This window comes from Nocardioides sp., assembly GCF_029937575.1.
Classification (GTDB): Bacteria; Actinomycetota; Actinomycetes; order Propionibacteriales; family Nocardioidaceae; genus Nocardioides.
In genome coordinates this window covers 16,095-38,062 of sequence record NZ_JAPYPS010000035.1, presented here as the reverse complement: position 1 = coordinate 38,062, position 21,968 = coordinate 16,095, and the positions used below count along the sequence as shown (strand labels likewise).

17 protein-coding genes and 1 pseudogene are annotated in these 21,968 nt (G+C 71.2%); 14 read left to right on the top strand and 4 right to left on the bottom strand.

What is annotated here, in order from left to right; genetic code table 11:
• Positions 1-167: 167 nt before the first annotated feature.
• The 4 genes and pseudogenes from Q1K33_RS20760 to Q1K33_RS12870 form a co-directional block, all read left to right on the top strand.
• Positions 168-635, top strand: a pseudogene (locus tag Q1K33_RS20760) (DinB family protein); the annotation flags it as partial.
• A gap of 82 nt (positions 636-717) precedes the next feature.
• Positions 718-1,215 carry a PH domain-containing protein gene (locus Q1K33_RS12880; RefSeq protein WP_300404559.1) on the top strand — a complete coding sequence of 166 codons (498 nt, stop codon included), beginning with the start codon at positions 718-720 and terminating at the stop codon, positions 1,213-1,215.
• Positions 1,212-2,807: a PH domain-containing protein gene (locus Q1K33_RS12875; protein WP_300404556.1), complete on the top strand. Its 1,596-nt coding sequence runs from the start codon at positions 1,212-1,214 to the stop codon at positions 2,805-2,807. The genes Q1K33_RS12880 and Q1K33_RS12875 overlap by 4 nt, the downstream gene beginning before the upstream one ends.
• A 10-nt stretch (positions 2,808-2,817) precedes the next feature.
• Positions 2,818-6,222, top strand: a complete 3,405-nt coding sequence (locus Q1K33_RS12870; RefSeq protein ID WP_300404554.1) for a pyruvate carboxylase — start codon at positions 2,818-2,820, stop codon at positions 6,220-6,222.
• Positions 6,223-6,252: 30 nt separating this feature from the next.
• Here Q1K33_RS12870 and Q1K33_RS12865 read toward each other — a convergent pair whose 3' ends face one another.
• On the bottom strand, positions 6,253-7,425 hold the full coding sequence (locus tag Q1K33_RS12865) for a SpoIID/LytB domain-containing protein (protein WP_300404552.1): 1,173 nt from the start codon (positions 7,423-7,425) through the stop codon (positions 6,253-6,255).
• The gene (locus Q1K33_RS12860) at positions 7,425-8,951 is read right to left on the bottom strand and encodes a hypothetical protein (protein WP_300404550.1); all 1,527 of its coding nucleotides are present in this window, start codon (positions 8,949-8,951) and stop codon (positions 7,425-7,427) included. Before Q1K33_RS12860 ends, Q1K33_RS12865 begins: the two co-directional genes overlap by 1 nt.
• Positions 8,952-9,130: 179 nt before the next feature.
• Between Q1K33_RS12860 and Q1K33_RS12855 the strand changes: the two genes are divergently transcribed.
• Complete coding sequence (locus tag Q1K33_RS12855) at positions 9,131-9,646, top strand: DUF305 domain-containing protein (protein WP_300404548.1); 516 nt, start codon at positions 9,131-9,133, stop codon at positions 9,644-9,646.
• Between the two features lie 35 nt (positions 9,647-9,681).
• Here Q1K33_RS12855 and Q1K33_RS12850 read toward each other — a convergent pair whose 3' ends face one another.
• Both Q1K33_RS12850 and lpdA read right to left on the bottom strand, forming a co-directional pair.
• A complete protein-coding gene (locus Q1K33_RS12850; protein ID WP_300404546.1) occupies positions 9,682-11,076 on the bottom strand; it encodes an NAD(P)H-quinone dehydrogenase in 1,395 nt (464 codons plus the stop codon).
• Positions 11,076-12,473, bottom strand: a complete 1,398-nt coding sequence (lpdA, locus tag Q1K33_RS12845) for a dihydrolipoyl dehydrogenase (protein WP_300404544.1) — start codon at positions 12,471-12,473, stop codon at positions 11,076-11,078. The genes Q1K33_RS12850 and lpdA overlap by 1 nt, the downstream gene beginning before the upstream one ends.
• Positions 12,474-12,531: 58 nt before the next feature.
• On the opposite strand from lpdA, the gene Q1K33_RS12840 reads away from it, so the two are divergent.
• The 9 genes from Q1K33_RS12840 (at position 12,532) to Q1K33_RS12800 (ending at position 21,928) form a co-directional block, all read left to right on the top strand.
• Positions 12,532-12,984 carry a gamma-glutamylcyclotransferase family protein gene (locus Q1K33_RS12840; RefSeq protein ID WP_300404542.1) on the top strand — a complete coding sequence of 151 codons (453 nt, stop codon included), beginning with the start codon at positions 12,532-12,534 and terminating at the stop codon, positions 12,982-12,984.
• Positions 12,985-13,041: 57 nt separating this feature from the next.
• A complete protein-coding gene (locus tag Q1K33_RS12835; protein WP_300404540.1) occupies positions 13,042-13,863 on the top strand; it encodes a purine-nucleoside phosphorylase in 822 nt (273 codons plus the stop codon).
• The gene (locus tag Q1K33_RS12830) at positions 13,863-14,495 is read left to right on the top strand and encodes a TetR/AcrR family transcriptional regulator (protein WP_300404539.1); all 633 of its coding nucleotides are present in this window, start codon (positions 13,863-13,865) and stop codon (positions 14,493-14,495) included. The genes Q1K33_RS12835 and Q1K33_RS12830 overlap by 1 nt, the downstream gene beginning before the upstream one ends.
• Positions 14,496-14,627: 132 nt before the next feature.
• On the top strand, positions 14,628-15,734 hold the full coding sequence (locus Q1K33_RS12825; protein WP_300404537.1) for an ABC transporter substrate-binding protein: 1,107 nt from the start codon (positions 14,628-14,630) through the stop codon (positions 15,732-15,734).
• Between the two features lie 3 nt (positions 15,735-15,737).
• Positions 15,738-16,838: an iron ABC transporter permease gene (locus Q1K33_RS12820; RefSeq protein WP_300404535.1), complete on the top strand. Its 1,101-nt coding sequence runs from the start codon at positions 15,738-15,740 to the stop codon at positions 16,836-16,838.
• Positions 16,835-17,626: a heme ABC transporter ATP-binding protein gene (locus Q1K33_RS12815; RefSeq protein WP_300404533.1), complete on the top strand. Its 792-nt coding sequence runs from the start codon at positions 16,835-16,837 to the stop codon at positions 17,624-17,626. Before Q1K33_RS12820 ends, Q1K33_RS12815 begins: the two co-directional genes overlap by 4 nt.
• Complete coding sequence (locus Q1K33_RS12810; protein WP_300404531.1) at positions 17,623-18,789, top strand: hypothetical protein; 1,167 nt, start codon at positions 17,623-17,625, stop codon at positions 18,787-18,789. The genes Q1K33_RS12815 and Q1K33_RS12810 overlap by 4 nt, the downstream gene beginning before the upstream one ends.
• Positions 18,786-20,057, top strand: coding sequence for a hypothetical protein (locus tag Q1K33_RS12805; RefSeq protein WP_300404529.1), 1,272 nt, complete (start codon positions 18,786-18,788; stop codon positions 20,055-20,057). Before Q1K33_RS12810 ends, Q1K33_RS12805 begins: the two co-directional genes overlap by 4 nt.
• Positions 20,054-21,928: an Ig-like domain-containing protein gene (locus Q1K33_RS12800; protein WP_300404527.1), complete on the top strand. Its 1,875-nt coding sequence runs from the start codon at positions 20,054-20,056 to the stop codon at positions 21,926-21,928. The genes Q1K33_RS12805 and Q1K33_RS12800 overlap by 4 nt, the downstream gene beginning before the upstream one ends.
• Positions 21,929-21,968 lie beyond the last annotated feature (40 nt).

Genomic DNA, 21,968 nt, shown 5'->3' with positions numbered 1-21,968 from the left:
ACCACCGACACTGCCGGACAGTCAATCTGGCTCAACCATGGGGGTTGTGGACAACGATGCTGTGCACAGGGCTGTGGATGATTCGTGGCCTCATCCCCCGGTCACATCCAACGCGTCGACACCTGTAGGCGCCGACTCGGCACTGATGATGTGTGAGACTCCTCGGCATGGACCTGGAGCTGCCCGAGCACCTCCACGTCGGCGCCGACCATCAGCACACGACCTTCCGGGAGTGCGACCTGCGCGGACTGCGGGTGCGCGGATCGGTGCTCGACGACGTCGACCTGTGGGCCTTCGGCGGCGAGCTCGGGAGCATCCGCGTCGAGGGCATCGACGTGACGTCGTACGTCAGCGACGAGCTCGACCGGCGCTTCCCCGAGCGGGTCGCCCTGCGGAGCCTCGTGACGGCCGACGACCACCGCCGAGCTTGGGACGCCGTGACCGCGAGCTGGTCCGAGACCCTCGGCCGAGCCGAGCGCCTCCCGGAGGCCCGGCGCCACGAACAGGTCGACGGCGAGTGGTCCGTCGTCGAGACGTTGCGCCACCTCGTCTTCGCCATCGACCTCTGGCTGGGCGGCATGGTCCGGGGCGACGACGCGCCCTTCCACCCGCTCGGACTGCCGCCGGGCGATCCCACCGAGGAGACTGCCGAGCTCGATCCTGGCCGCCGCCGATCTCGATCCTGGATCGAGCACCCCGGGCACCTAGGCTCGGATCATGACCGACGCGACGACTGGGCCGCCCACCCTGCGCGACCCCGCCCACCGGGTCAGCCCACGTGCGCGAGTCATGTGGCAGCTCGGCGCCGGGGTCGAGGGTCTGGTCCTCGTCGTGATCGCGGGAGCGCTGGCGCTGACGATGGACGCGGTCCGCTGGTGGATGGTGCTCGCCCTGGCGGTGGTGGTCGTGACGTACGTGGCTGTGGTCCCCCAGTGGCGCTACCTCGTCCACCGCTGGGAGGCCACCGACACGGCGGTCTACACCCAGACCGGATGGTGGGCCAGGGAACGACGTATCGCGCCGATGAGCCGGATCCAGACCGTCGACTACGCCGAGGGGGCGATCTCCCGGCTCTTCGGCCTCGCCAGCGTCACCGTCACCACTGCCTCCGCGGCCGGGGCGATCAGCATCGACGGACTCGACCGCCAGGTCGCGCGACAGCTGGTCGACGACCTGACTCGCCAGGCCGACGCCGTCGAGGGTGACGCGACGTGAGCGGGCAGACCCCACCACCGCCACCGCCACCTCCCCCACCGCCGAACCCGTACTTCCCCCACGGACCGGGCCTGTACGACGCCCCGTACGGCGCTCCCACCCCTGAGCTGGCCCGCGACCGGGAGTGGCAACGCCTCGACCCCAGGATGCTGCTCGTCCACCCGGTCCGCGAGGTGCTGCGCTTCCTGCCGGTCCTGCTCGGGCTCTTCCTCGCCGGCTCCTCCGGAGGGGGCCCGCCCCTGCACTACCTGGGCGTGCTGATCCCCATCGTGCTGGGCGTCCTGCGCTACCTGACCACCCGCTTCCGCGTCGCCGACGGACGCGTCGAGCTGCGGCGCGGCCTGCTCAACCGTCACGTCCTGTCCACCCCGCAGGACCGGGTCCGCACGGTCGACCTGACCTCGACGCTGATCCATCGGATGCTCGGCCTGACCATGGTCCGCATCGGCACCGGGACGGGCGGCAGCGACGACGGCGACCTGGATCTCGACGGGCTCCCCGTGGAGCGAGCGCGCGAGCTGCGCCGTGAGCTCCTCCGCGAGGCCACCGGCCAGGACGACCTCGGCCCCGACGACGCCCCGGCGCCCCCGGCCCCACCACTGGTGGTCTTCGAGCCGTCGTGGCTGCGCTTCGCCCCCTTCACCGGCGCCGGCCTGATCGTGGCGGCGGCCGTGTTCGGCGGGCTCTCCCAGCTCCTCAACATCACGGACAGCTGGGAGCGGGTCGACGTCAGCTCGGTCCCCGTCCCCTCCGAGCTGGCCGTCGTCGGCATCGTGCTCGTGCTGCTGCTCCTGGTCGTCCCGATCTCGGTGATCGGCTACCTGGTCACCAACTGGGGCTTCCGTCTCACCCGCTCCGACGGGTCGTGGCACGTCTCGCGCGGGCTGCTCACGACCCGCGAGACCAGCCTCGACGAGGACCGCGTCGCCGGGGTGTCACTGGGAGAGGGCCTCGCGCTGCGCGTGGCCCGCGGGCGTCACCTCACCGCGATCGTCACCGGCGTCGACCGCAAGGCACCGGGAAGCGCGAGCCTGGTGCCCCCGGCTCCGGACCGACTGGTCCTCGACGTGGCGTCGCAGGTCGTGGAGAGCACCCACGCGATCACCGGGCGCCTGCGCGACCACGGTCCCGCCGCCCGACGGCGGCGCTGGACGCGCGCCGTCGTACCCACCAGCGTCCTGCCGCTTCTCGCCCTCGTCGTCTCCCTCACCGGCGGCCCCTGGTGGCCGCTGCTGCCCACGCTCGCCCTGCTCGGCCTGGCCTGCGTGGTCGCGGCCGATCGTGCGTCCGGCCTGGGCCACGCGCTGGTCGAGGGGTACGTCGTGGCTCGCTCGGGCAGCCTCGCGCGCCGGCGCGAGGCACTCGCCGTCGGCGACGTCATCGGCTGGAACCTGCGTGCCACGTGGTTCCAGCGTCGGCTCGGGCTGACCACACTCGTCGCCACCACGGCGGGGGGACGCGGCGCCGTGACGCTGGTCGACGTCCCGGTCAGCGACGCCGTCGCCCTGGCCAACGCCGCGCTGCCGGGACTGGCCGAGCAGTTCCTGGCGACGAGTGAGACGGACACACCCGTGGGACGCCCTGCCCACTAGGTTGGGCGCCATGTTCTCCAAGGTGCTGGTGGCCAACCGAGGCGAGATCGCGATCCGGGCGTTCCGGGCAGCCTACGAGGTGGGCGCGCGGACGGTAGCGGTCTTCCCCCACGAGGACCGGTGGTCCGAGCACCGGCTGAAGGCCGACGAGGCCTACGAGATCGGCGAGCGCGGCCACCCGGTCCGCGCCTACCTCGACCCCGAGGGGATCGTGGCCACCGCCGTGCGCGCGGGCGCCGATGCGATCTATCCCGGCTACGGCTTCCTCTCGGAGAACCCCGACCTCGCCGAGGCCTGCGCGAACGCCGGCATCACCTTCATCGGGCCGACCTCCGACATCCTCGAGCTGACCGGCAACAAGGCCCGCGCCATCGCGGCCGCGAAGGCTGCCGGCGTGCCCGTGCTGGCCTCCGTCGAGCCGGGCACCGACGTCGATGCCCTGATCGCCGCGACCGAGGCCGCCCGCGACGGCGAGGGCATGCCGTACCCGCTGTTCGTCAAGGCGGTCGCCGGCGGCGGCGGCCGCGGCATGCGCCGGGTCGAGCGCCCCGAGGACCTGCGCGAGGCCGTCGAGACCTGTATGCGCGAGGGCGAGGGCGCGTTCGGCGACCCGACCGTCTTCATCGAGCAGGCCGTCGTCGAGCCGCGCCACATCGAGGTCCAGATCCTCGCCGACGGTCACGGCAACGTGATCCACCTGTTCGAGCGCGACTGCTCGGTGCAGCGTCGCCACCAGAAGGTCGTCGAGCTCGCGCCCGCACCCAACCTCGACCCCGAGCTGCGGGACCGGATGTGCGCCGACGCCGTGCGGTTCGCGACCGAGATCGGCTATCGCAACGCCGGCACCGTCGAGTTCCTGCTCGACCCGAACGGCAACTACGTCTTCATCGAGATGAACCCCCGCATCCAGGTCGAGCACACCGTGACCGAGGAGGTCACCGACGTCGACCTCGTCCAGTCCCAGATGCGGATCGCGGCCGGCGAGACCCTCGCCGACCTCGGGCTCTCGCAGGACACCGTGCAGCTGCGCGGCGCCGCGCTGCAGTGCCGGATCACCACCGAGGACCCGGCCAACAACTTCCGACCCGACACCGGAGTGATCACGACGTACCGCTCCCCCGGCGGCGGCGGCGTGCGTCTCGACGGCGGCACCGTCTACACCGGAGCCGAGGTCTCGGCGCACTTCGACTCGATGCTCGCCAAGCTCACCTGCCGCGGACGCACGTTCGAGAAGGCCGTCGAGAAGGCGCGCCGTGCGGTGGCGGAGTTCCGGATCCGCGGGGTCTCCACCAACATCCCCTTCCTGCAGGCCGTCCTGGACGACCCCGACTTCGCCGCGGGTCGGGTCACCACGTCGTTCATCGAGACCCACCCGCAGCTGCTGCAGGCTCGTGGATCGAGCGACCGCGGCACCAAGCTGCTGACCTACCTCGCCGACGTCACCGTCAACCAACCGCACGGACCGGCCCCGGTGAGCATCGACCCGACGACCAAGCTGCCGTCGATCGACCTCGACGTGCCGGCCCCCGACGGCAGCCGCCAGCGACTGCTCGAGCTCGGACCCGAGGAGTTCGCGCGCCAGCTGCGCGCCCAGAAGGACGTCGCCGTCACCGAGACGACCTTCCGTGACGCCCACCAGTCGCTGCTGGCCACCCGGGTGCGCACCCGCGACCTGCTCGCCGCCGCCCCGGTCGTGGCCCGCACGACTCCGCAGCTGTGGTCGGCCGAGGTCTGGGGCGGGGCGACGTACGACGTCGCGCTGCGCTTCCTCTCCGAGGACCCCTGGGAGCGGCTCGCCTCGCTGCGTCAGGCGATGCCCAACATCTGTCTCCAGATGCTGCTGCGCGGACGCAACACCGTCGGCTACACGCCGTACCCCACCGCGGTGACCGAGGCGTTCGTCGAGGAGGCGGCGGCCACCGGGCTGGACGTCTTCCGGATCTTCGACGCCCTCAACGACGTCGAGCAGATGCGCCCGGCGATCGAGGCGGTGCGCGCCACCGGCACCACCGTCGCCGAGGTCGCGCTCTGCTACACCGGCGACCTCTCGAGCCCGGGCGAGAAGCTCTACACCCTCGACTACTACCTCAAGCTGGCCGAGCGGATCGTCGAGGCCGGCGCCCACGTGCTGTGCATCAAGGACATGGCCGGACTGCTCCGCGCGCCAGCCGCGCGCACCCTGGTCACCGCACTGCGACAGAACTTCGACCTCCCCGTGCACCTGCACACCCACGACACGCCCGGCGGCCAGCTCGCCACGCTGCTCGCCGCCATCGAGTCCGGCGTCGACGCCGTGGACGCCGCATCGGCGGCGATGGCCGGGACGACGTCGCAGCCGCCGATCTCGGCGCTGGTCTCCGCCACCGACCACTCCGACCGGGAGACCGGCCTGTCGCTGAAGGCGATCAACGACCTCGAGCCCTACTGGGAGGCGACCCGACGGGTCTACGCACCCTTCGAGTCGGGCCTGCCCTCCCCCACCGGCCGGGTCTACCGTCACGAGATCCCCGGCGGCCAGCTGTCCAACCTGCGCCAGCAGGCGATCGCCCTCGGCCTCGGCGAGAAGTTCGAGCAGGTCGAGGACATGTACGCCGCCGCCAACGACGTCCTCGGCCGGATCCCGAAGGTCACGCCGTCGTCCAAGGTGATCGGCGACCTCGCCCTCGCCCTGGTCGGCATCGGCGCCGACCCGGCCGCGTTCGCCGAGGACCCGGCCTCCTTCGACATCCCCGACTCCGTCATCGGCTTCCTCAACGGCGAGCTCGGCGACCCGCCCGGCGGGTGGCCGGAGCCGTTCCGGAGCAAGGCGTTGAAGGGCCGCAGCTGGACCGCGCCGGCCGAGTCGCTCACCGACGACGCGGCCGCCGGTCTCGCCGGAGGATCGCCGAGCAGGCGTCGTACGCTCAACCAGCTGCTCTTCCCCGGACCCACCAAGGACTTCCTCGAGGCCCGGGAGAAGTACGGCGACATCTCGGTGCTGCCGACGCTCGACTATCTCTACGGCCTGCGCCAGGGTGAGGAGCACGAGGTGACCCTCGAGGAGGGCGTCACCCTGATCCTCGGCGTGCAGTCGATCAGCCAGGCCGACGAGCGCGGCTACCGCACCGTGCTGGCCCTGATCAACGGCCAGATGCGCCCCGTGAGCGTGCGCGACACCTCGATCGCCTCCGACGTCCAGACCGCCGAGAAGGCCGACCCGTCCGACTCCGGTCACGTCGCGGCGCCCTACCAGGGTGCGGTCACCGTCGTGGTCGCCGAGGGCGACACGGTCGAGGCCGGCCAGACCGTCGCCACGATCGAGGCGATGAAGATGGAGGCCTCCATCACCGCCCAGGTGGCCGGCACCGTCCAGCGCCTCGCCGTGCGCAAGACGCAGCCGGTCGACGGCGGCGACCTGGTGCTCGTGCTGAGCTGACCTGCGGCCGCGATCGACCTCGCCGCGTGGTCAGTCCACCGTGAACAGCGTGGACCGCAACCCGAAGAACGACCGGAACTGGTCGCCGGTGACGACGCTCGACCCGTCCGAGCCGCTCACCCTGATCCGCACCACCCTTCCGCCGAAGGCCCCGTTGCCGTCGCGCTCGAGCACCTCGACGTCGGACAGGGTGCCGATCTGGGGCAGCGCCGCGGCGACCTGCGCCTGCGTGACCGTCGCCGTCCATCCTCGGTAGGCCTTGTCGTAGGGGTCCTTCTTGGCCGGCAGGTAGTCGACGGCGCCTGCTGAGGTGTAGCCGCCGTTGCTGGCCGAGAACTGGGTGAAGGCCGGTTGCCCCTGCGTGGTCAGGATCTGCTTCTTGGTCTTCTTGATCGCCTTGTTCGAGGACGGGTGCTCGTCGGTGTACCCGCCGTAGACCTGGCACTGCGTGGTGTCGCAGATCTCGTAGTGGCTCGCCAGGGGCTGGCGGCGCTCGAAGGCGGCGTACGTGCGCGCCGCGACCGCCTGGGCGCGCACGGCCTGCTGCGGCCACAGGGCCGGGACCTCGCGGGGCACGACACCCTTGAGGTAGTCCTCGAGCCTGACGACGTTGACGGTGTCGCGCTCACTGGTCGACACAGCCGGCTTGGCCGAGCGCAGGATGCCCCGGTAGGCGCGGTCGCCCGTCGGCGTCCGCAGGGTGATGGGCTTGCGGCCGGCGCTGAACTGCGCCTCTCCCGGCACCGTGCGCAGGGTCCTCCACTTCTTGCGACCCTTGGTGGTGAACGCGACCTTGCTCTTCGCACCTCCCTTGGCAGCGGTGATCCGCCACCAGGTCGCCTTGCCCTTGGCGAGCCTGTAGGTGCGACCGTTGCCCAGGCTCTTCACGCTCAGACCGGAGCGGTCGCGCACCACGACATCGCTCGTGGTGTCGGCCGAGACCAGCACCGACACCTTCCCGCCGAGGGTGTCGCGCTTGAGCCCCGGGTAGTAGAACGTCAGGATCTTGCGGTAGCCCTGACCCTCCTTCGCCGCGTAGAAGGCGCCCCACTGCGAGAGTCCGTGACCATGGCCGAAGCCGTTGCCGGTCACGCTCACCGACGCCGTACGCCGTGCCCGCTCGTCCGCCGACGCGGGGCCCGGCGTGAGGACACCGACCGTCAGGAGGACGAGGGTGATCAGGACCCCGAGAAGGCGCCGCATCAGCCGTTGAAGGACGGTTGTGACTGCGCGTTGAAGACCGACTGCTTCACCGAAGCTGCCTTCTTCGCCCAGCGTGCCTTCACCTTGAAGACCTCGAGGCCCCGGGTGATGTCGCTGCTGTAGACGTAGCCGTTGTACCAGTAGGACGACCAGGACCCACCCAGCACGAGGTTGCGGTCGGAGATGGCACCCCGGTCGAAGTGGGCCAGCTCCCGGGGCTTGCGGGGGTTGGTGAACTCCCAGACCGACGTGCCGCCCTGGTACCACGCCTGGACCATGATGTCGCGGCCCCTGACCGGAACGAGCGAACCGTTGTGAGCCACGCAGTTCTCGGTGTCGGACTGCACCCGCGGGATCTTGTAGTAGCTGCGGAACTTCAGACTGTTCTTCTTGATCTCGTAGATCCCGTCAGCGCCCCGCTTGCGACCGACCTGCTTGTTGCACTCGGGGCCTCCGCCGCCACCGAGCTCGTCGGTGAACACGACAGAGCGGCCGGAGTTGCTGAAGGTCGCGGAGTGCCAGAAGGCGAAGTTCTTCGTGTCGCGCACCCGGTCGATCACCTCCGGGTGAGCGCGGTCCTCGATGTCGAGCAGGATGCCGTCGCCCATGCAGGCGCCGGCCGCCAGGTCACGCTTGGGGTAGGCGGTGATGTCGTGGCAGCCACTGGTGTCGCTGCTGTAGTCGTCGCCGGTCGTCCCGCCGTCGGGGAAGAGGACGGGTTGGCTGACCACGCGCGAGCGCTCGGGGTGCGCGACCGGCACCTTCACGACGCTGATGGTGTCGTGCGGTGGTTGGCAGTTGGGTAGCAGCGGGCTCGGACCGTACGACGACACGTAGACGAACACGGTCCTGCCGGCCTTGGCCGGAGCCAGGGTGTGGGTGTGTGACCCACACTCGGTGAGCACAGACGTCACCAAGCGCGGCTTCGCCGGCTTGCTGATGTCGAAGACCCGGATGCCCTCCCAGCTGTCCGGGTTGGGCAGCGGCAGCGGTAGCCCCATCGAGGCCGGCTGGTTGTCGCAGGTGTCGTTGCTGCGCAGCGAGTCGACGGAGAGGATCAGCAGGTCGCGGTAGATCGAGACGTCGTTCTGCGAACCGGGACAGACCACCTGGGCAACCCGCTTGGGCTGCCGAGGCTTCTTGATGTTGTAGACGGTGAAGCCCTCGTAGTTGCCGGCGATGGCGTACTTGCCCGTGAAGGCGAGGTCCGTGCCGTAGTCCCCGTCGTCGGTGAACGCCCCCGCCAGCGGCACCCGGGCAACCTGACGCATGTTGCGACTGCGGTCGATCTGTCCGCTCCGGACCCGCGGCTGCGCCGGTTCGATCCCGGCCAGGCGCGCGCCGGGCAGGTCGCAGGTCGTGGCGAAGTTGTCTCCGGCCTGCTCCAGGGCGCGCTCCTCCGGACCGCACGAGGGACTGTCGCGATCGGCCGTGGCGGGCGAGACCACCCCGGCCGAGAGGAGACCGGCGGCCAGCACGAGGGCGCCGACAGCGCCGAAGGGGCCGGCAGGGGCGATCAGCTTCACAGTTTCTCCCGGGAGCATAGGGTCGTCGCGTGCTCCCCCGACTCCGTCCGACCGCGGCCGCAGCCCGCTTCGTGGGCCTCGTGCTGCTCGTGTCGGGCGCATCGGTCGGATGCACTGGGGAGCAGCCTACGGCCACCCCCGGCGATGGACAGTCTCAATCGGATCACGGCTCGCACGACATGGCAGCGGTTCCCGCCCCACCCGAGTCGGCCGACTGGAACGTCGCGGACGCGACCTACCTGACGATGATGGTCCCGCACCACGCCCAGGCGCTCGCCATGGCCGAGCTGGCCGAGACCCGGGCCGAGGACCGCAGGGTGCTGGCCCTGGCCCGCTCCATCGACCGGGGTCAGAGCCGGGAGATCATCGTGATGGCGACGTGGCTCGTCGACCACGGCCTGCCCGAGCCCACCCAGGACGACGTCGATTCGATGAACGCGATGGCAGGTGCTGCCGGTGGCATGGTCGGCATGCTCTCCCCCGACCAGATGACCGCCCTGGCGGCTGCCGACGGCGCCGACTTCGACCGACTCTTCCTCACCGGCATGATCCAGCACCACCACGGAGCTGTCGGGATGGCCGACGAGCTCCTCGCCCAGGGCGAGGACGTCCGGGTCACCGAGATGGCCACCGACGTGATCGCCGTCCAGAACGGCGAGATCCGCCGGATGGAGGACCTGCTCTCCGACCTGTAGCGGACCCAGACGGACCCAGACGGACCCAGACGGACTCAGACGCGGTGCAGGCGCCGTGCCGCCTCGGCGATCGAGCCGCTCATCGACGGGTAGACCGTGAACGTCTGGGCCACCTGGTCGGCGGTGAGGGACTCGGCGACCGCGAGGGCGACCGGATGGATCAGCTCCGATGCTCGCGGACCGACCACGACACCGCCCACGACGATGCCGGTGCCCGGGCGGCAGAAGAGCTTGACGAACCCGTCGCGCACGCCCTGCATCTTGGCGCGCGGGTTGCCCGAGAGCGGGAGCATCACGGCCTCGGCGGCGATCTCGCCGGCATCGACGGCCTGCTGCGACCAGCCGACCGTGGCGATCTCGGGGGCGGTGAAGACGTTGGAGGAGACCTTCTTGAGGTCCAGGGGGTGCACGGTGTCACCGAGGAAGTGCCACATCGCGATCCGGCCCTGCATCGCCGCGACGCTGGCCAGCATCAGGACGCCGGTGCAGTCACCCGCGGAGTAGACGCCTCGCGCCGAGGTGCGCGAGACCCGATCGACGTTGACGAAGCCGCCGTCCTTGAGGATCACCCCCGACTCCTCCAGGCCGACGTCGGTGGTGTTCGGCACCGAGCCGAGTGCCAGGATGCAGTGCGATCCCTGCACGCTGCGACCGTCGGTGAGCGTGACGGTGACGATGTCGCCTGCACGGGTCACCGACTCCATCCGCGACTTGGACAGGACGGTCATCCCGCGCCGCTTGGACACGTCCTCGAGCACGAGCGAGGCGTCCGCGTCCTCCCCGGGCAGCACGCGATCACGCGAGGACACGAGCGTGACCGGGATGCCGAGCGCCAGGTAGGCGCTGGCGAACTCTGCGCCGGTCACCCCCGAGCCGACCACGATCAGCTCGGTGGGCACCTCGGTGAGGTCGTAGACCTGCTCCCAGGTGAGGATCCGTTCGCCGTCGGGCTGCGCGGTGGGCAGGGTGCGCGGCGCAGCACCGGTCGCGACCAGCACCGCATCGGCGTCGTACGACGTGTCGCCGACGACCACGCGGTTGGGCCCGTCGAGCCGCCCGCGCCCCGGGACGACCTGCACGCCCTCCTTGTCGAGGCGACGCGCGATGTCGCCGGACTGGTCGGCCGCCAGCCGCTTGACGCGCTCGTTGACCCGTCCCAGGTCGACGCGCAGGCTCGTGGCCGCGTCACCGTCGGAGTCTCGGAAGTTGACGCCCAGCTCGGCCGCGCCGGCGACCTCGCTCATCAGCTCGGCAGTGGCGATCAAGGTCTTGCTGGGCACGCAGTCGGTGAGGACCGCAGAGCCGCCGATGCCGTCGGAGTCGACGACCGTCACCTCGGCGCCCAGCTGGGCAGCGACGAGCGCGGCCTCGTAGCCGCCGGGGCCACCGCCGAGGATGACGACCTTGTTGGACTCGGGTCCGCCGCTCATCACAGATTGATCATGTGGCCGGCGATGCCGTGGATGGCTTCCTTGACGGACTCGCCGAGCGTCGGGTGGGCGAAGATGTTGCGGGCGACCTCGTCCGCGGTGAGGTCCCACTGCTGGGCCAGGGTGAGCACCGGCAGCAGCTCGGTCACGTCCGGCCCGATCAGGTGACCGCCGACGATCTCGTTGTGCTCGGCGTCGGCCACGATCTTCACGAAGCCGGCGGTGTCGCCGAGGCCCTGCGCCTTGCCGTTGGCCGAGAAGGGGAAGGTCGCGGTCTTGACGTCGTACCCCTTCTCCTTGGCCTGCTCCTCGGAGTAGCCGAAGGAGGCGATCTGCGGCTGGCAGTAGGTCGCGCGCGGGATCATGTCGAAGTCGATCTCCTGCGTCTCCGCGCCGGCGATGGTCTCGGCGGTGACGATCCCCATCGCCTCGGCGGCGTGGGCGAGCATCATCTTGCCGGTGACGTCACCGATCGCGTAGACGTGCTCGACGTTGGTGCGGCCGCGCGCGTCGACCTCGATGGCGCCGCGCTCGGTGACGTTCACGCCGATGCTGTCCAGGCCGTAGCCCTCGACGCGCGGAGCGAAGCCGAAGGCCGCGAGGAACTTGTCGGCCTCCAGGACCTCCTCGTCGCCTCCGCCGGCAGGAGCGACGGTCACCTTGACGCCGGAGCCGGTGTCCTCGACCCCCTTGACGGCCGTGGAGGTCAGCACCTTCACACCGAGCTTCTTGTAGTGCTTGGCGAGCTCCTTGGAGACCGCGGCGTCCTCGGTGGGCACCATCCGGTCGACGAACTCGACGATGGTGACGTCGACGCCGAAGTTCTTCATCACGTAGGCGAACTCGACGCCGATGGCGCCCGATCCGCCGATGATGATCGAGCCGGGGAGGTTCTCGTCGAGGATCTGCTCCTCGTAGGTGACGACGTTGTCGCTCAGCTCGATGCCCGGCACGAGGCGGACCTTGGCGCCGGTGGCGATGATCAGGTCGTCGCACGTGTGCTCGGTGGTGTTGCCGTCGGAGTCCTTGACCTCGACGGAGGTCGCGCCGGTCAGGGTGCCCCACCCGTCGACCTCGGTGATCTTGTTCTTCTTCATCAGGTAGTGGACGCCCTTGACGATCCCGGCGCTCACCTGACGCGAACGCTTGTGCGTGGGGCCGTAGGACATGGTCGCGTCGCCCTCGATGCCGAACTTGTCCTTCTCGTGCGTGAGCACGTGGGACAGCTCGGCGTTCTTGAGCAGCGCCTTGGAGGGGATGCAACCGACGTTGAGGCACACCCCGCCCCAGTACTTCTCCTCCACCACGGCAACGGACTTGCCGAGCTGGGCTGCGCGGATTGCGGCGACGTAGCCACCAGGGCCGGCACCGAGGACGAGGACATCGAAGTGGCTCACGGTCCCCACCCTAGTGTCCCGCGCTGGTCGACTCACGCCGCCCACTATGGTCTGGGGTGTGACGTTGTACGCCGCCTACGGGACCAACCTCGATCCCGCACGGATGGGCGAGCGCTGTCCCCACTCGCCGTTGCGCACGACGGGATGGCTGGAGGGGTGGCGCCTGACCTTCGGCGGCGAGGAGCACGGCTGGGACGGGGCCCTCTCGACCCTGGTCCAAGATCCGTTCGAGCAGGTCTTCGTCGCCGTCTACGACGTGCCGACCCAGGACGAGGCAGCCCTCGACGAGTGGGAGCAGGCCGACTCCGGCCTCTACCGCAAGACCAAGGTCCGGATCTCGACGATGACCGGCGAGGTCGTGGCCTGGGTCTACGTCCTCGACGCCTTCGAGGGCGGCCTGCCGTCGGCGGTGACGCTGGGGATCCTGGCCGACGCGGCAGAGGCCGCCGACGCTCCGGACGACTACGTGGGTGCCCTGCGACGCCGTCCCTGCCGCTCGACCGGTCTCTGAGCGACGTTTCGATCCGGCTCCGCAACGAGCCTCGGCCCGAGCACTAGGGTGCGTGACGTGAACGACGATCTTCCTGACAGCGACCCACCACACCCACACGAGCTCGCGGCCGAGGCCGCGGCCACCCTGGCCGAGCGCACCGGCATCGAGCGACACGACGTCGCCCTGGTCCTGGGCAGCGGCTGGCTCCCGGCCGTCGACGCCCTGGGTGAGGCGACTGCCGAGCTGTCGACCGAGGACCTTCCCGGCTTCTCGGCGGCTGCGGTCGCCGGCCACTCGGGCAGGATCCGCTCAGTCCGAGCCGGCGACAAGCAGCTGCTCGTCTTCCTGAGCCGGACGCACTACTACGAGGGCAAGGGCGTCGCCGCCGTCGTGCACGGCGTCCGCACGGCCGCCGCTGCCGGCTGCCGCGCGATCGTGCTGACCAACGGGTGCGGTGGCCTCAAGGAGACCTGGACGCCGGGCACCCCGGTCCTGATCAGCGACCACATCAACCTGACCGGCCGTTCGCCCATCGAGGGCGCCAACTTCGTCGACCTGACCGACCTGTACTCGAGCCGACTGCGCGCGATGTGTCGCGAGGTCGACGCGAGCCTCGACGAGGGCGTCTACGTGCAGTTCCCCGGGCCCCACTACGAGACCCCGGCGGAGATCGGGATGGTGCGCGCCATCGGGGGCACCCTGGTCGGGATGAGCACCACGTTGGAGGCGATCGCCGCCCGCGAGGCAGGCATGGAGGTCCTGGGCATCAGCCTGGTGACCAACCTCGCCGCCGGGATCAGCGGCGAGCCGCTCAACCACGAGGAGGTGCTCGAGGCCGGGCGCGCCGCCGCGACCCGGATGGGCGACCTCCTCGGCCGGATCGTCCCGAGGATCTGATGGGCCCCGCGGACGACACGCGCCAGCGGTTGGTCGAGGCCGCCACCCGCGGTTTCGCCGAGGACGGGGTGCACACGGCGTCCCTGCTGGAGATCACCCGTCAGGCCGGCCAGCGCAACCGTGGCGCCGTCCACTACCACTTCGGCTCGCGCACCGGGATGCTCGTCGCCGTCCTCGAGCAGCACCTGGACCTGTTGGCGACCCGCGAGCGAGAGCTCCTCGCGATCGCTCAGGCACAGCCGGCCGAGGACCTGGTCTCCGTGGTCCGAGCGCTCGTGCTGCCCGCGGTGGAGCTCGCCGAGCTGGGTGGGCAGGGGCGCTGCTACCTGATGATCCTCGGCGAGCTCGTCGAGGAAGATCCCGACGCGATGGATCCCGAGGTCCTGCACGCGCTCGAGCGGCTCGGGGGCTACGAGGTCTACGGCCTGCTCGAGCAGCGGGTCCCGCCGATGCCCGACGACGTGCGCTCCGAGCGACTCTCCCTGGTCACCGCCTTCGTGCTCCGTGCCATCGCCGATCGCAGTCGGGCAGGGGACCGCTCGACGCCAGGACGCGCCCAGCTCGACACCGATCCCTTCGCTCGCAACCTCGTGGCGATGGTGGTCGGGATGCTCACCGCACCTCCCGCCTGACCCGGGCCATCGCCCGCTCGAGCCGTCCGGCCGAACGGTGTCCGTCTCACGCCTCGAGCCGAATGCTTTAGGTAAGCCTTACTTAATTATGGTAAGCCTTCCCTAAAGCAATCGTCGTGAGAGTCGAGACCCGTGTTCCCGATCCGTGTCAGCTGCATCGCCGCCGTGGCCCTCGTCGTCACCGCCTGCGGCCCCGTGGTCGACCGCTCGCAGACCAGCGCCGCAAGCAGCTCGGAGCCCACCACTGTCCCGTCGCTGGCCGACGTGACCCCGTTGGCGGACCCCCGCACCTGGACCGGAGCGGTCGACATCGACCTGCCCGACCCGACCATCCGCCCGGTCGTCGACTCCCCCGAGCCCCAGCTCCCCGCCACCGTGACCGATGCCCAGGGCACCGAGGTCACCGTCCGCGACACCAGCCGGATCGTGGCGCTGGACATCTACGGCACCTTGGCCCGGACCGTCTTCGAGCTCGGACTGGGCGACAACGTCGTGGGTCGCGACGTCTCGTCGACGTTCCACGAGATCTCCGACCAGCCGGTCGTGACCCAGAACGGTCACGAGCTGAGCGCGGAGGCGATCTTGGCCCTGGACCCGACCGTGGTGCTGAGCGACACCTCGCTGGGCCCGTTCGACGTCCTCCTCCAGCTGCGTGACGCCGGCGTCCCGGTGGTCATCACCGACTCCCACCGGGGCCTGGACAACCTCAGCAGTCTCACCCAGGAGGTCGCCGACGCGCTCGGCGTTCCCGAGGCGGGAGCCCAGCTCGCGCAGCGCCTCGAGCAGGAGACGAGCGTGGCGCAGGAGCAGATCGCCGCAGTGGCTCCGGCAGACCTGAGCGGTCGTCTGCGCACGATCTTCCTCTACGTGCGCGGGCAGGCCGGGGTCTACTACATGTTCGGAGAGGACTCCGGGGCCGACTCCCTCATCGAGGCCGCCGGCGGCTACGACGTCGCCGAGGAGATCGGCTGGGACGGCATGAAGCCCGTCAACGACGAGGGCCTCGTGGCTGCCCAGCCCGACGTCGTCCTGATGATGAGCAGAGGACTGGAGTCGGTCGGCGGCGTCGACGGACTGCTGGAGCAGTTCCCCGCGCTCGCCAGCACGCCCGCCGGGGAGCAGCAGCGCATCGTCGCGATGGACGACGACCAGATCCTGAGCTTCGGGCCCCGGACCGCCGCCGTCCTCAACGCGCTCGCAGTCGCGCTCTACGCCCCCGACGCGCTGACCACCGACTGAGCCATGGCCATCGTCTCCCCCACGTCCCCGACCCCGGTGTCGGCCCGCCCGGCGCCGACCGACGCGCCGCGGAGAGCCCGGGCCACGGCACTCCTCGCGCTTCTCGCGGGGGCACTGCTCGTCTCGGCACTCGCTGCCGCCGGGTCCGGTCAGCTGGCCGTCCCCTTGCCCGAGGTGGCGGGATCGGTCTTCCACCGGGTGGGCCTCGACATCGGTCCCCTGCCGGCCCACCCACGCGGGGACGTCACGCTGTGGACGATCCGCTTCCCTCGCGTCGTGATGGCGATGCTCGTCGGCGCTGCCCTGGCCGTGGCCGGAGCCGTGATGCAAGGGGTCTTCGGCAATCCCCTTGCCGAGCCCAGCATCGTCGGAGTCTCGTCGGGTGCCGCGGTGGCCGCGGCATCGTCGATCGTCTTCGGTCTCACCTTCGCCGGCACGTGGACCATCGCGGTCTGTGCGTTCGTCGGCGGACTCGTCACGACGCTCGCGGTCTACGGCCTCTCCCGGGCAGACGGTCGCACCGAGGTCGTGACGCTCGTCCTGACGGGCATTGCGGTCAACGCCGTCGCCGCCGCAGGCCTGGGCATGCTGATGTTCCTCGGCGACACGCAGGCTCGCGAGCAGATCGTCTTCTGGCAGCTCGGCAGCCTCAACGGCAGCCGCTGGCAGTACGTCGGCGTCGTCGCACCGCTGGTGGCCGTGGGGATCGTCGCGTCGCTCCTCAGCGCTCGTAGCCTCGACCTCCTCGCCCTCGGTGAGCGCCAGGCCAGGCACCTCGGCGTCCACGTCGAGAGGCTGCGCATCCTCCTCGTCGTGGTCGTCGCGCTGCTGACCGCTGCGGCCGTCAGCTTCTGCGGGATCGTCGCCTTCGTCGGCCTCGTCGTGCCCCACCTGGTCCGGATGGTCACCGGCCCGGGCCACCGGATCCTCCTGCCGGCCTCGATGCTGGCCGGTGCGCTGGTGCTCGTGATCGCCGACCTGGGCGCCCGGACGCTCGTGGCCTACGCCGACCTGCCCATCGGGATGCTCACCTCGTTGGTCGGTGGCCCCTTCTTCTTCTGGCTCCTGCGCCGGACCCGCCGTACGGCCGGAGGCTGGTCGTGAACGCGCTGCAGGCTCGAGGCATCGTGGTGCGCTACGGCCCGACCGCCGTGCTCTCCGGAGTCGACCTCGACGTGCGCCACGGCGAGGTCCTCGCTCTCGTCGGCCCCAACGGGGCCGGCAAGTCCACGCTGCTGGGCGTGCTGGCGGGCGACGTCACCGCCACGCACGGCGAGGTCCGAGTGCTCGGACGTCCCCTCTCCGAGTGGCGGCTGCGCGACCTGGCCCGCGAGCGCGCCGTGCTGACGCAGGAGCACGTCGTGGCCTTCCCCTTCCCGGTCGGCGAGGTGGTCCGGATGGGCCGCTCCCCCTGGCGCAACCGACCCGAGGAGGACCTCGACGACCTGCTGGTCGCCGACGCGATGGACACCACCGCCGTGACGCACCTGTCCCACCGCCCCTTCGGTCTCCTCTCCGGCGGCGAGAAGGGGCGCACGTCGTTCGCGCGGGTCCTGGCCCAGGCCACCGATGTCCTCCTCCTCGACGAGCCCACGGCAGCGCTCGACATCGGGCACCAGGAAGCCGTGCTCGAGCGCGCCCGCAGACGCGCCGACGACGGCGCCGCCGTCGTCGTGGTCCTCCACGACCTCAGCCTGGCCGCGGCCTGGTCGGACCGGGTGGCACTGCTGCACCGCGGCGTCGTGGCTGCCGACGGTCCGCCGACCGAGGTCCTCGAGCCGGCCCTCCTCAGCGAGGTCTACGCCCACCCCATCGACGTCGTCGCCCACCCCGTCACCGGCGAGCTGCTCGTGCTCGCCGACCGGATGTCTCGTCGGAGGATCGCGCCATGACCACCAGCCGGCCACGGTCCCGGCGCGTCCTGGCGATCACCGGACTGCTCGGCGCCCTGTGGACCCCGCTCCTGGCTGCTCCGGCCCATGCCGACGGCCGGGTCACGGTCGCCAACGACAGGGGCACGGCTCAGGCCGACGTCCGCTACCGCACCGAGCTGACCGTCCGCGGCTCCGGCTTCCAGGCGGTCCAGGGTGGCTTCGGCGGCGTGTACGTCATGTTCGGAAGGGTCCGCGACCCGGCCGGCGGATCCTGGCGCCCGTCCCGCGGCGGACTCACCGGGCAGGACTACCAGTACATCCCCGACAGCGAGGACGTCGCCGCCAGCGCCGGCTACCTGCGATTCCTGGCCTTCCCCGGCGGCGCGACCGCCAGCGAGGCCAACGGCGTGCTCTCGGCCTCCGGCGGCTTCAGCGTCGAGCTGACCGTGCCCGGCCCGGTCTTCGAGAGCGTCGACCGGGCCGGGAAGGTCGCCCGGGTCGACTGCCGAGAGGTCCGGTGCGGCGTCATCACGATCGGCGCGCACGGGGTCGCCAACGCGCGCAACGAGTCGTTCACACCGGTCTCCTTCGGCGAGGTGTTCACCTCCGCACCGGCCGCCCCCAGCCCGACCGACTCCCCCGAGGCGTCCCCCACCGGCGTCGCAGCCCCCGAGGCCACCCCCGAGACCACCTCCCGCAAGCGGACCCGGACACCCGCGCAGCGCACCAGCGCGCCCCTGCTCGAGGTCGACCGGGCGACCGCCGTACCAGGCCACGCCCTGGCCTTCACGGCCCGGGGCTTCGACGCCGGGGAGCAGGTCGTGGCCGTCCTCGACGACGGACGCGCGGCCGTCGGTCCGCTGACTGCCGGAGCGTCGGGCGAGGTGGCCTCCGCTCTCCAGCTCCCCACGGACCTCACGGCCGGGACCCATGAGCTGCGTCTGACCGGTGCGGTGTCGGGCACCGAGATCACCCAACGCTTCGCTGCGGTCACCGATCCCGACGTCGCCCCGACCTCCGCGACCTCGGCGGCCGACAACGGGGTGGCCGGTTCGTGGGCCGAGACCCCGGGCGCCGTCTTCCTCGCGGTCGCGGCGGCCGTCTTCGCCGTCGCCGCGCTGCGGTACGGCGTGCTGCTCGCGCGCCGTCGTCGGCACACATCTGCGGCGGGGGTCGCATGAAGCGCACCCGCGCACTCGCGCTCCTACTCGGCGTGCTCGTCGTGACGTGCCTCCCCACGTGGACGGCCACCGCCGACGAGGTGGGCGCCGCGGCCCCTGACGACCTCGTCGTCGACGACGCCGTCCTGACGTGGGGACTCAACGACGAGAGCAACAACAAGGCCTTCGCCCCCGGGACGTTCAACTTCATGTCTGCCGGAGCCGTCCCGGATCCGGGCCGGGGCGGACAGAGCATCGTGGCGCCCGGCGTGTGGCGTGGCACCGCGACCCGGGCCTGGCGGGCACGGCGCGGCTCCGTCTCCCTGGAGAAGCGCGGCACGGACGGTTCCTGGGCCCCGGCCACGTTCGCCGGCCTCGGCACGGCCGCCGACGGCTCCGCGCTGACCAGCACCGCCGGCCCGTTCTCGGGCCACCGGATCGTGCTGAGGCAGGGCACGGGCGCCGTCAATCCGGACACCGGCACCGCGGACATCACCTGGCCGGGCTCGTTCTCGGTCGTCTACTACTCGGGCTTCACGTTCTTCACCCTCTCCGACATCACGCTGAGCAGCGCCGGCGAGGCCACCCAGCTGCTCGCGACGGTGTCGGGCTTCGCAGCCGACCGCGACGACCCGGACACGTGGGCGGCCGTGCCGCCCGAGCGGGTCGTGCTGGCCGACCTCCCCGAGGCGAGCGTGGACTCGCCCGCAGGCTTCACCGCCCAGCCCGCCTACCGCGGCGTTCGCTACACGGGTGAGGGTGCAGCGCAGGTGCGCAGCGGCCAGGACTGGGGAGCCTTCCCGGCATCGTTCCTGACCTACATGGACCGGGTCGGGTCGTCGTCCTTCTGGTACTCCTCGGGCGGCAGCGCCGATCCCCACAAGGTGCCGCACCCGATCACGATCAGCTACGACGCGGCCGCGGCCGTCCCGACCCCGACGCCCCAGGTGACGCCCACCCCCGTCCCGCAGCCGACGACGCCGGTCAACCCGACCCCGCCCCCAACCCCGGGTCCGGCGCCGGTCCCGGCCCCGCAGACCCCGGCTCCCGCGGCCGCCCCCGGGCCGAGCACGGCTCCACCGGTCGCCGACGCCCCCGTCGTCCCGTCGCTGCCCGCGGCCGCACCGCTCGCCCTCCTCGCGGCCCCCACCTCGTCCGACCAGACCGCCTCTCCCGGCCAGGTCGGTCCGCTGTCCGCACCCACCTGGACCTGGTGGGGCGGCTCCATGCTGCTGCTCGGCGCAGTGGCGCTCACCCTGCTCACGATCCGAGCGAAAGGAACACCATGAGAATCCCTCTGCGCCGGGGCGCCGGCGCCCTGACCGGGCTCGCCCTCGCCGCGACCGGCCTCACCATGGTCGCCAGCACCGCGATGGCGGCCCCGGCTGCGACCCCCGCAATCCCACGAGTCGCCGCCGACGTCGCCGACGTGTCGGCCGCCACCTTCACGTGGGGGATCAGCGGCTACGCCCAGGACGGCATCTTCGGCCCCTGGGTCATCAAGGACCTGGCCGGTGACGCGACTCTCCTCGAGGGCACCGTGTCCGACGGCGACCAGACGCAGTACGTCGTCGAGCCGATCCCAGCCACCTCGATGTCACCCAGCGAGCCCCAGGACACCCCCAACGTCGTGCAGTTCGCCGGCGGGAGCGGCAGCGCCGACCCCGAGACCGGAGCGGCGACGCTGACCTGGACCGGGTCGTACACGGTCAATGCCTATCCCACGACGTTCGGCGCCCCCAACGAGGTCTACTCCGACCCGGCCCTGAGTATCGCCGAGGACGGCTCCGGGAGCCTCACGATGGACGTCACCATCGGCGAGGGTCAGGACATGCTCGGCCAGCCGACCCCCGCGGTCGACCTCGGCCGACTCACGATGATGACCTTCGATGCCGAGTCCGGCGACCGGATCGGCAGCGACAGCTTCCGCTACACGCCCGACTACCAGGGCGTCGAGGTCGAGGTCGCCAGCGGGTCCGAGCAGACGCGCAGCTGCAGCACCGACGACGGTGCCACCGGCTGGTGGGGCGCCTGGCCCCAGGAGCTCGTCACCGCGATCCCCGAGTCGGTCCGGCCCCACTTCTACTCCACCGGGTGCGCGGGCAAGCAGGACAACAAGCCGCCGCTGCCCGTCGACGTCGACCTCGGACTGGCCTCGACCGTCAGCGTCGAGCAGACCGACTTCCTCCCGTCCGGCTCCTACGAGGTGACGGTGGAGGGCAGCGGCTTCGACCCGGCCGATGCCACCGGCACCCGACCCCCGCTGGCCGGAAAGGCCGCCGGGACGTACGTCGTGTTCGGCAAGTTCGCCGACGAGTGGCGTCCCTCGGCCGGCGCTCCCTCGAGCACCCGCAAGAGCTCCAGCCAGCGTTGGGCCGTCCTCGCCGAGGACATGGGCACCATCGGGGGCGCACCCGCAGCGGTCGAGCTCACGCCTGAGGGCACCTTCTCGACGACCCTGACGGTCGACAAGACCGCCATCGACGAGATCGCCACCGACGAGGCCCTGGTCAACTACGGCTTCTACACCTACCCGGGAAGCGGCGCGGTCAACGCGGCCTACGAGACCTACACCCCTGTCACCTTCACCAAGGCCACGCCCACGCTCGAGCTCGTCGCGCCGAAGGTCAGCTTCGGGGAGTCGGCCCAGCTCGGGATCAGCGTCACCGCCGGGGCCGAGGCTGCGACCGGCTCGGTCGTCGTGACGCAGGGCGAGACGACGCTCGACACCGTGGAGCTCGTCGACGGGACGTCGGTGGTGACGCTGGGCACGCTCGACGCCGGGTCCTACCCGCTCACCGTCACCTACTCCGGTGACGACCTCACCGCCGAGGGCTCCGCGTCGACCACCCTGGCCGTCGCCAAGGCGAAGACGACCACCAAGCCCCGACTCAAGCGCACGCCCGAGCCGAGGAAGACCGGCAAGGCGGTGGTCAAGGTCGTCTCGCCCCACGCGACGGTCGCCGGCCAGGCCAAGGTCGTGATCAAGAAGCTGGGCAGGAAGGGCACGAAGGTCCTGAAGCAGAAGGTCACGCTGCGTCGCGGCACCGCCGGGCTCAAGGTCCGCAGGCTCGCCAGCGGCCGGTACCAGCTCAAGGCGACGTACCTGAGCGACGCCAACTTCAAGAAGTCGGCGAAGAAGATCCGGTTCCGGGTCTGACCCCCGGCCCACCCCGGCTCCACCAGCTCCACCTCCAGCC

Coding starts and splice junctions, on each gene's coding strand:
- Q1K33_RS12880 (WP_300404559.1), top strand. CDS start 718: ATGACCGACGCGACGACTGGGCCGCCCACCCTGCGCGACCCCGCCCAC.
- Q1K33_RS12870 (WP_300404554.1), top strand. CDS start 2,818: ATGTTCTCCAAGGTGCTGGTGGCCAACCGAGGCGAGATCGCGATCCGG.
- Q1K33_RS12865 (WP_300404552.1), bottom strand. CDS start 7,425: ATGCGGCGCCTTCTCGGGGTCCTGATCACCCTCGTCCTCCTGACGGTC.
- Q1K33_RS12855 (WP_300404548.1), top strand. CDS start 9,131: ATGGCAGCGGTTCCCGCCCCACCCGAGTCGGCCGACTGGAACGTCGCG.
- Q1K33_RS12850 (WP_300404546.1), bottom strand. CDS start 11,076: ATGAGCGGCGGACCCGAGTCCAACAAGGTCGTCATCCTCGGCGGTGGC.
- Q1K33_RS12830 (WP_300404539.1), top strand. CDS start 13,863: ATGGGCCCCGCGGACGACACGCGCCAGCGGTTGGTCGAGGCCGCCACC.
- Q1K33_RS12820 (WP_300404535.1), top strand. CDS start 15,738: ATGGCCATCGTCTCCCCCACGTCCCCGACCCCGGTGTCGGCCCGCCCG.
- Q1K33_RS12810 (WP_300404531.1), top strand. CDS start 17,623: ATGACCACCAGCCGGCCACGGTCCCGGCGCGTCCTGGCGATCACCGGA.
- Q1K33_RS12805 (WP_300404529.1), top strand. CDS start 18,786: ATGAAGCGCACCCGCGCACTCGCGCTCCTACTCGGCGTGCTCGTCGTG.
- Q1K33_RS12800 (WP_300404527.1), top strand. CDS start 20,054: ATGAGAATCCCTCTGCGCCGGGGCGCCGGCGCCCTGACCGGGCTCGCC.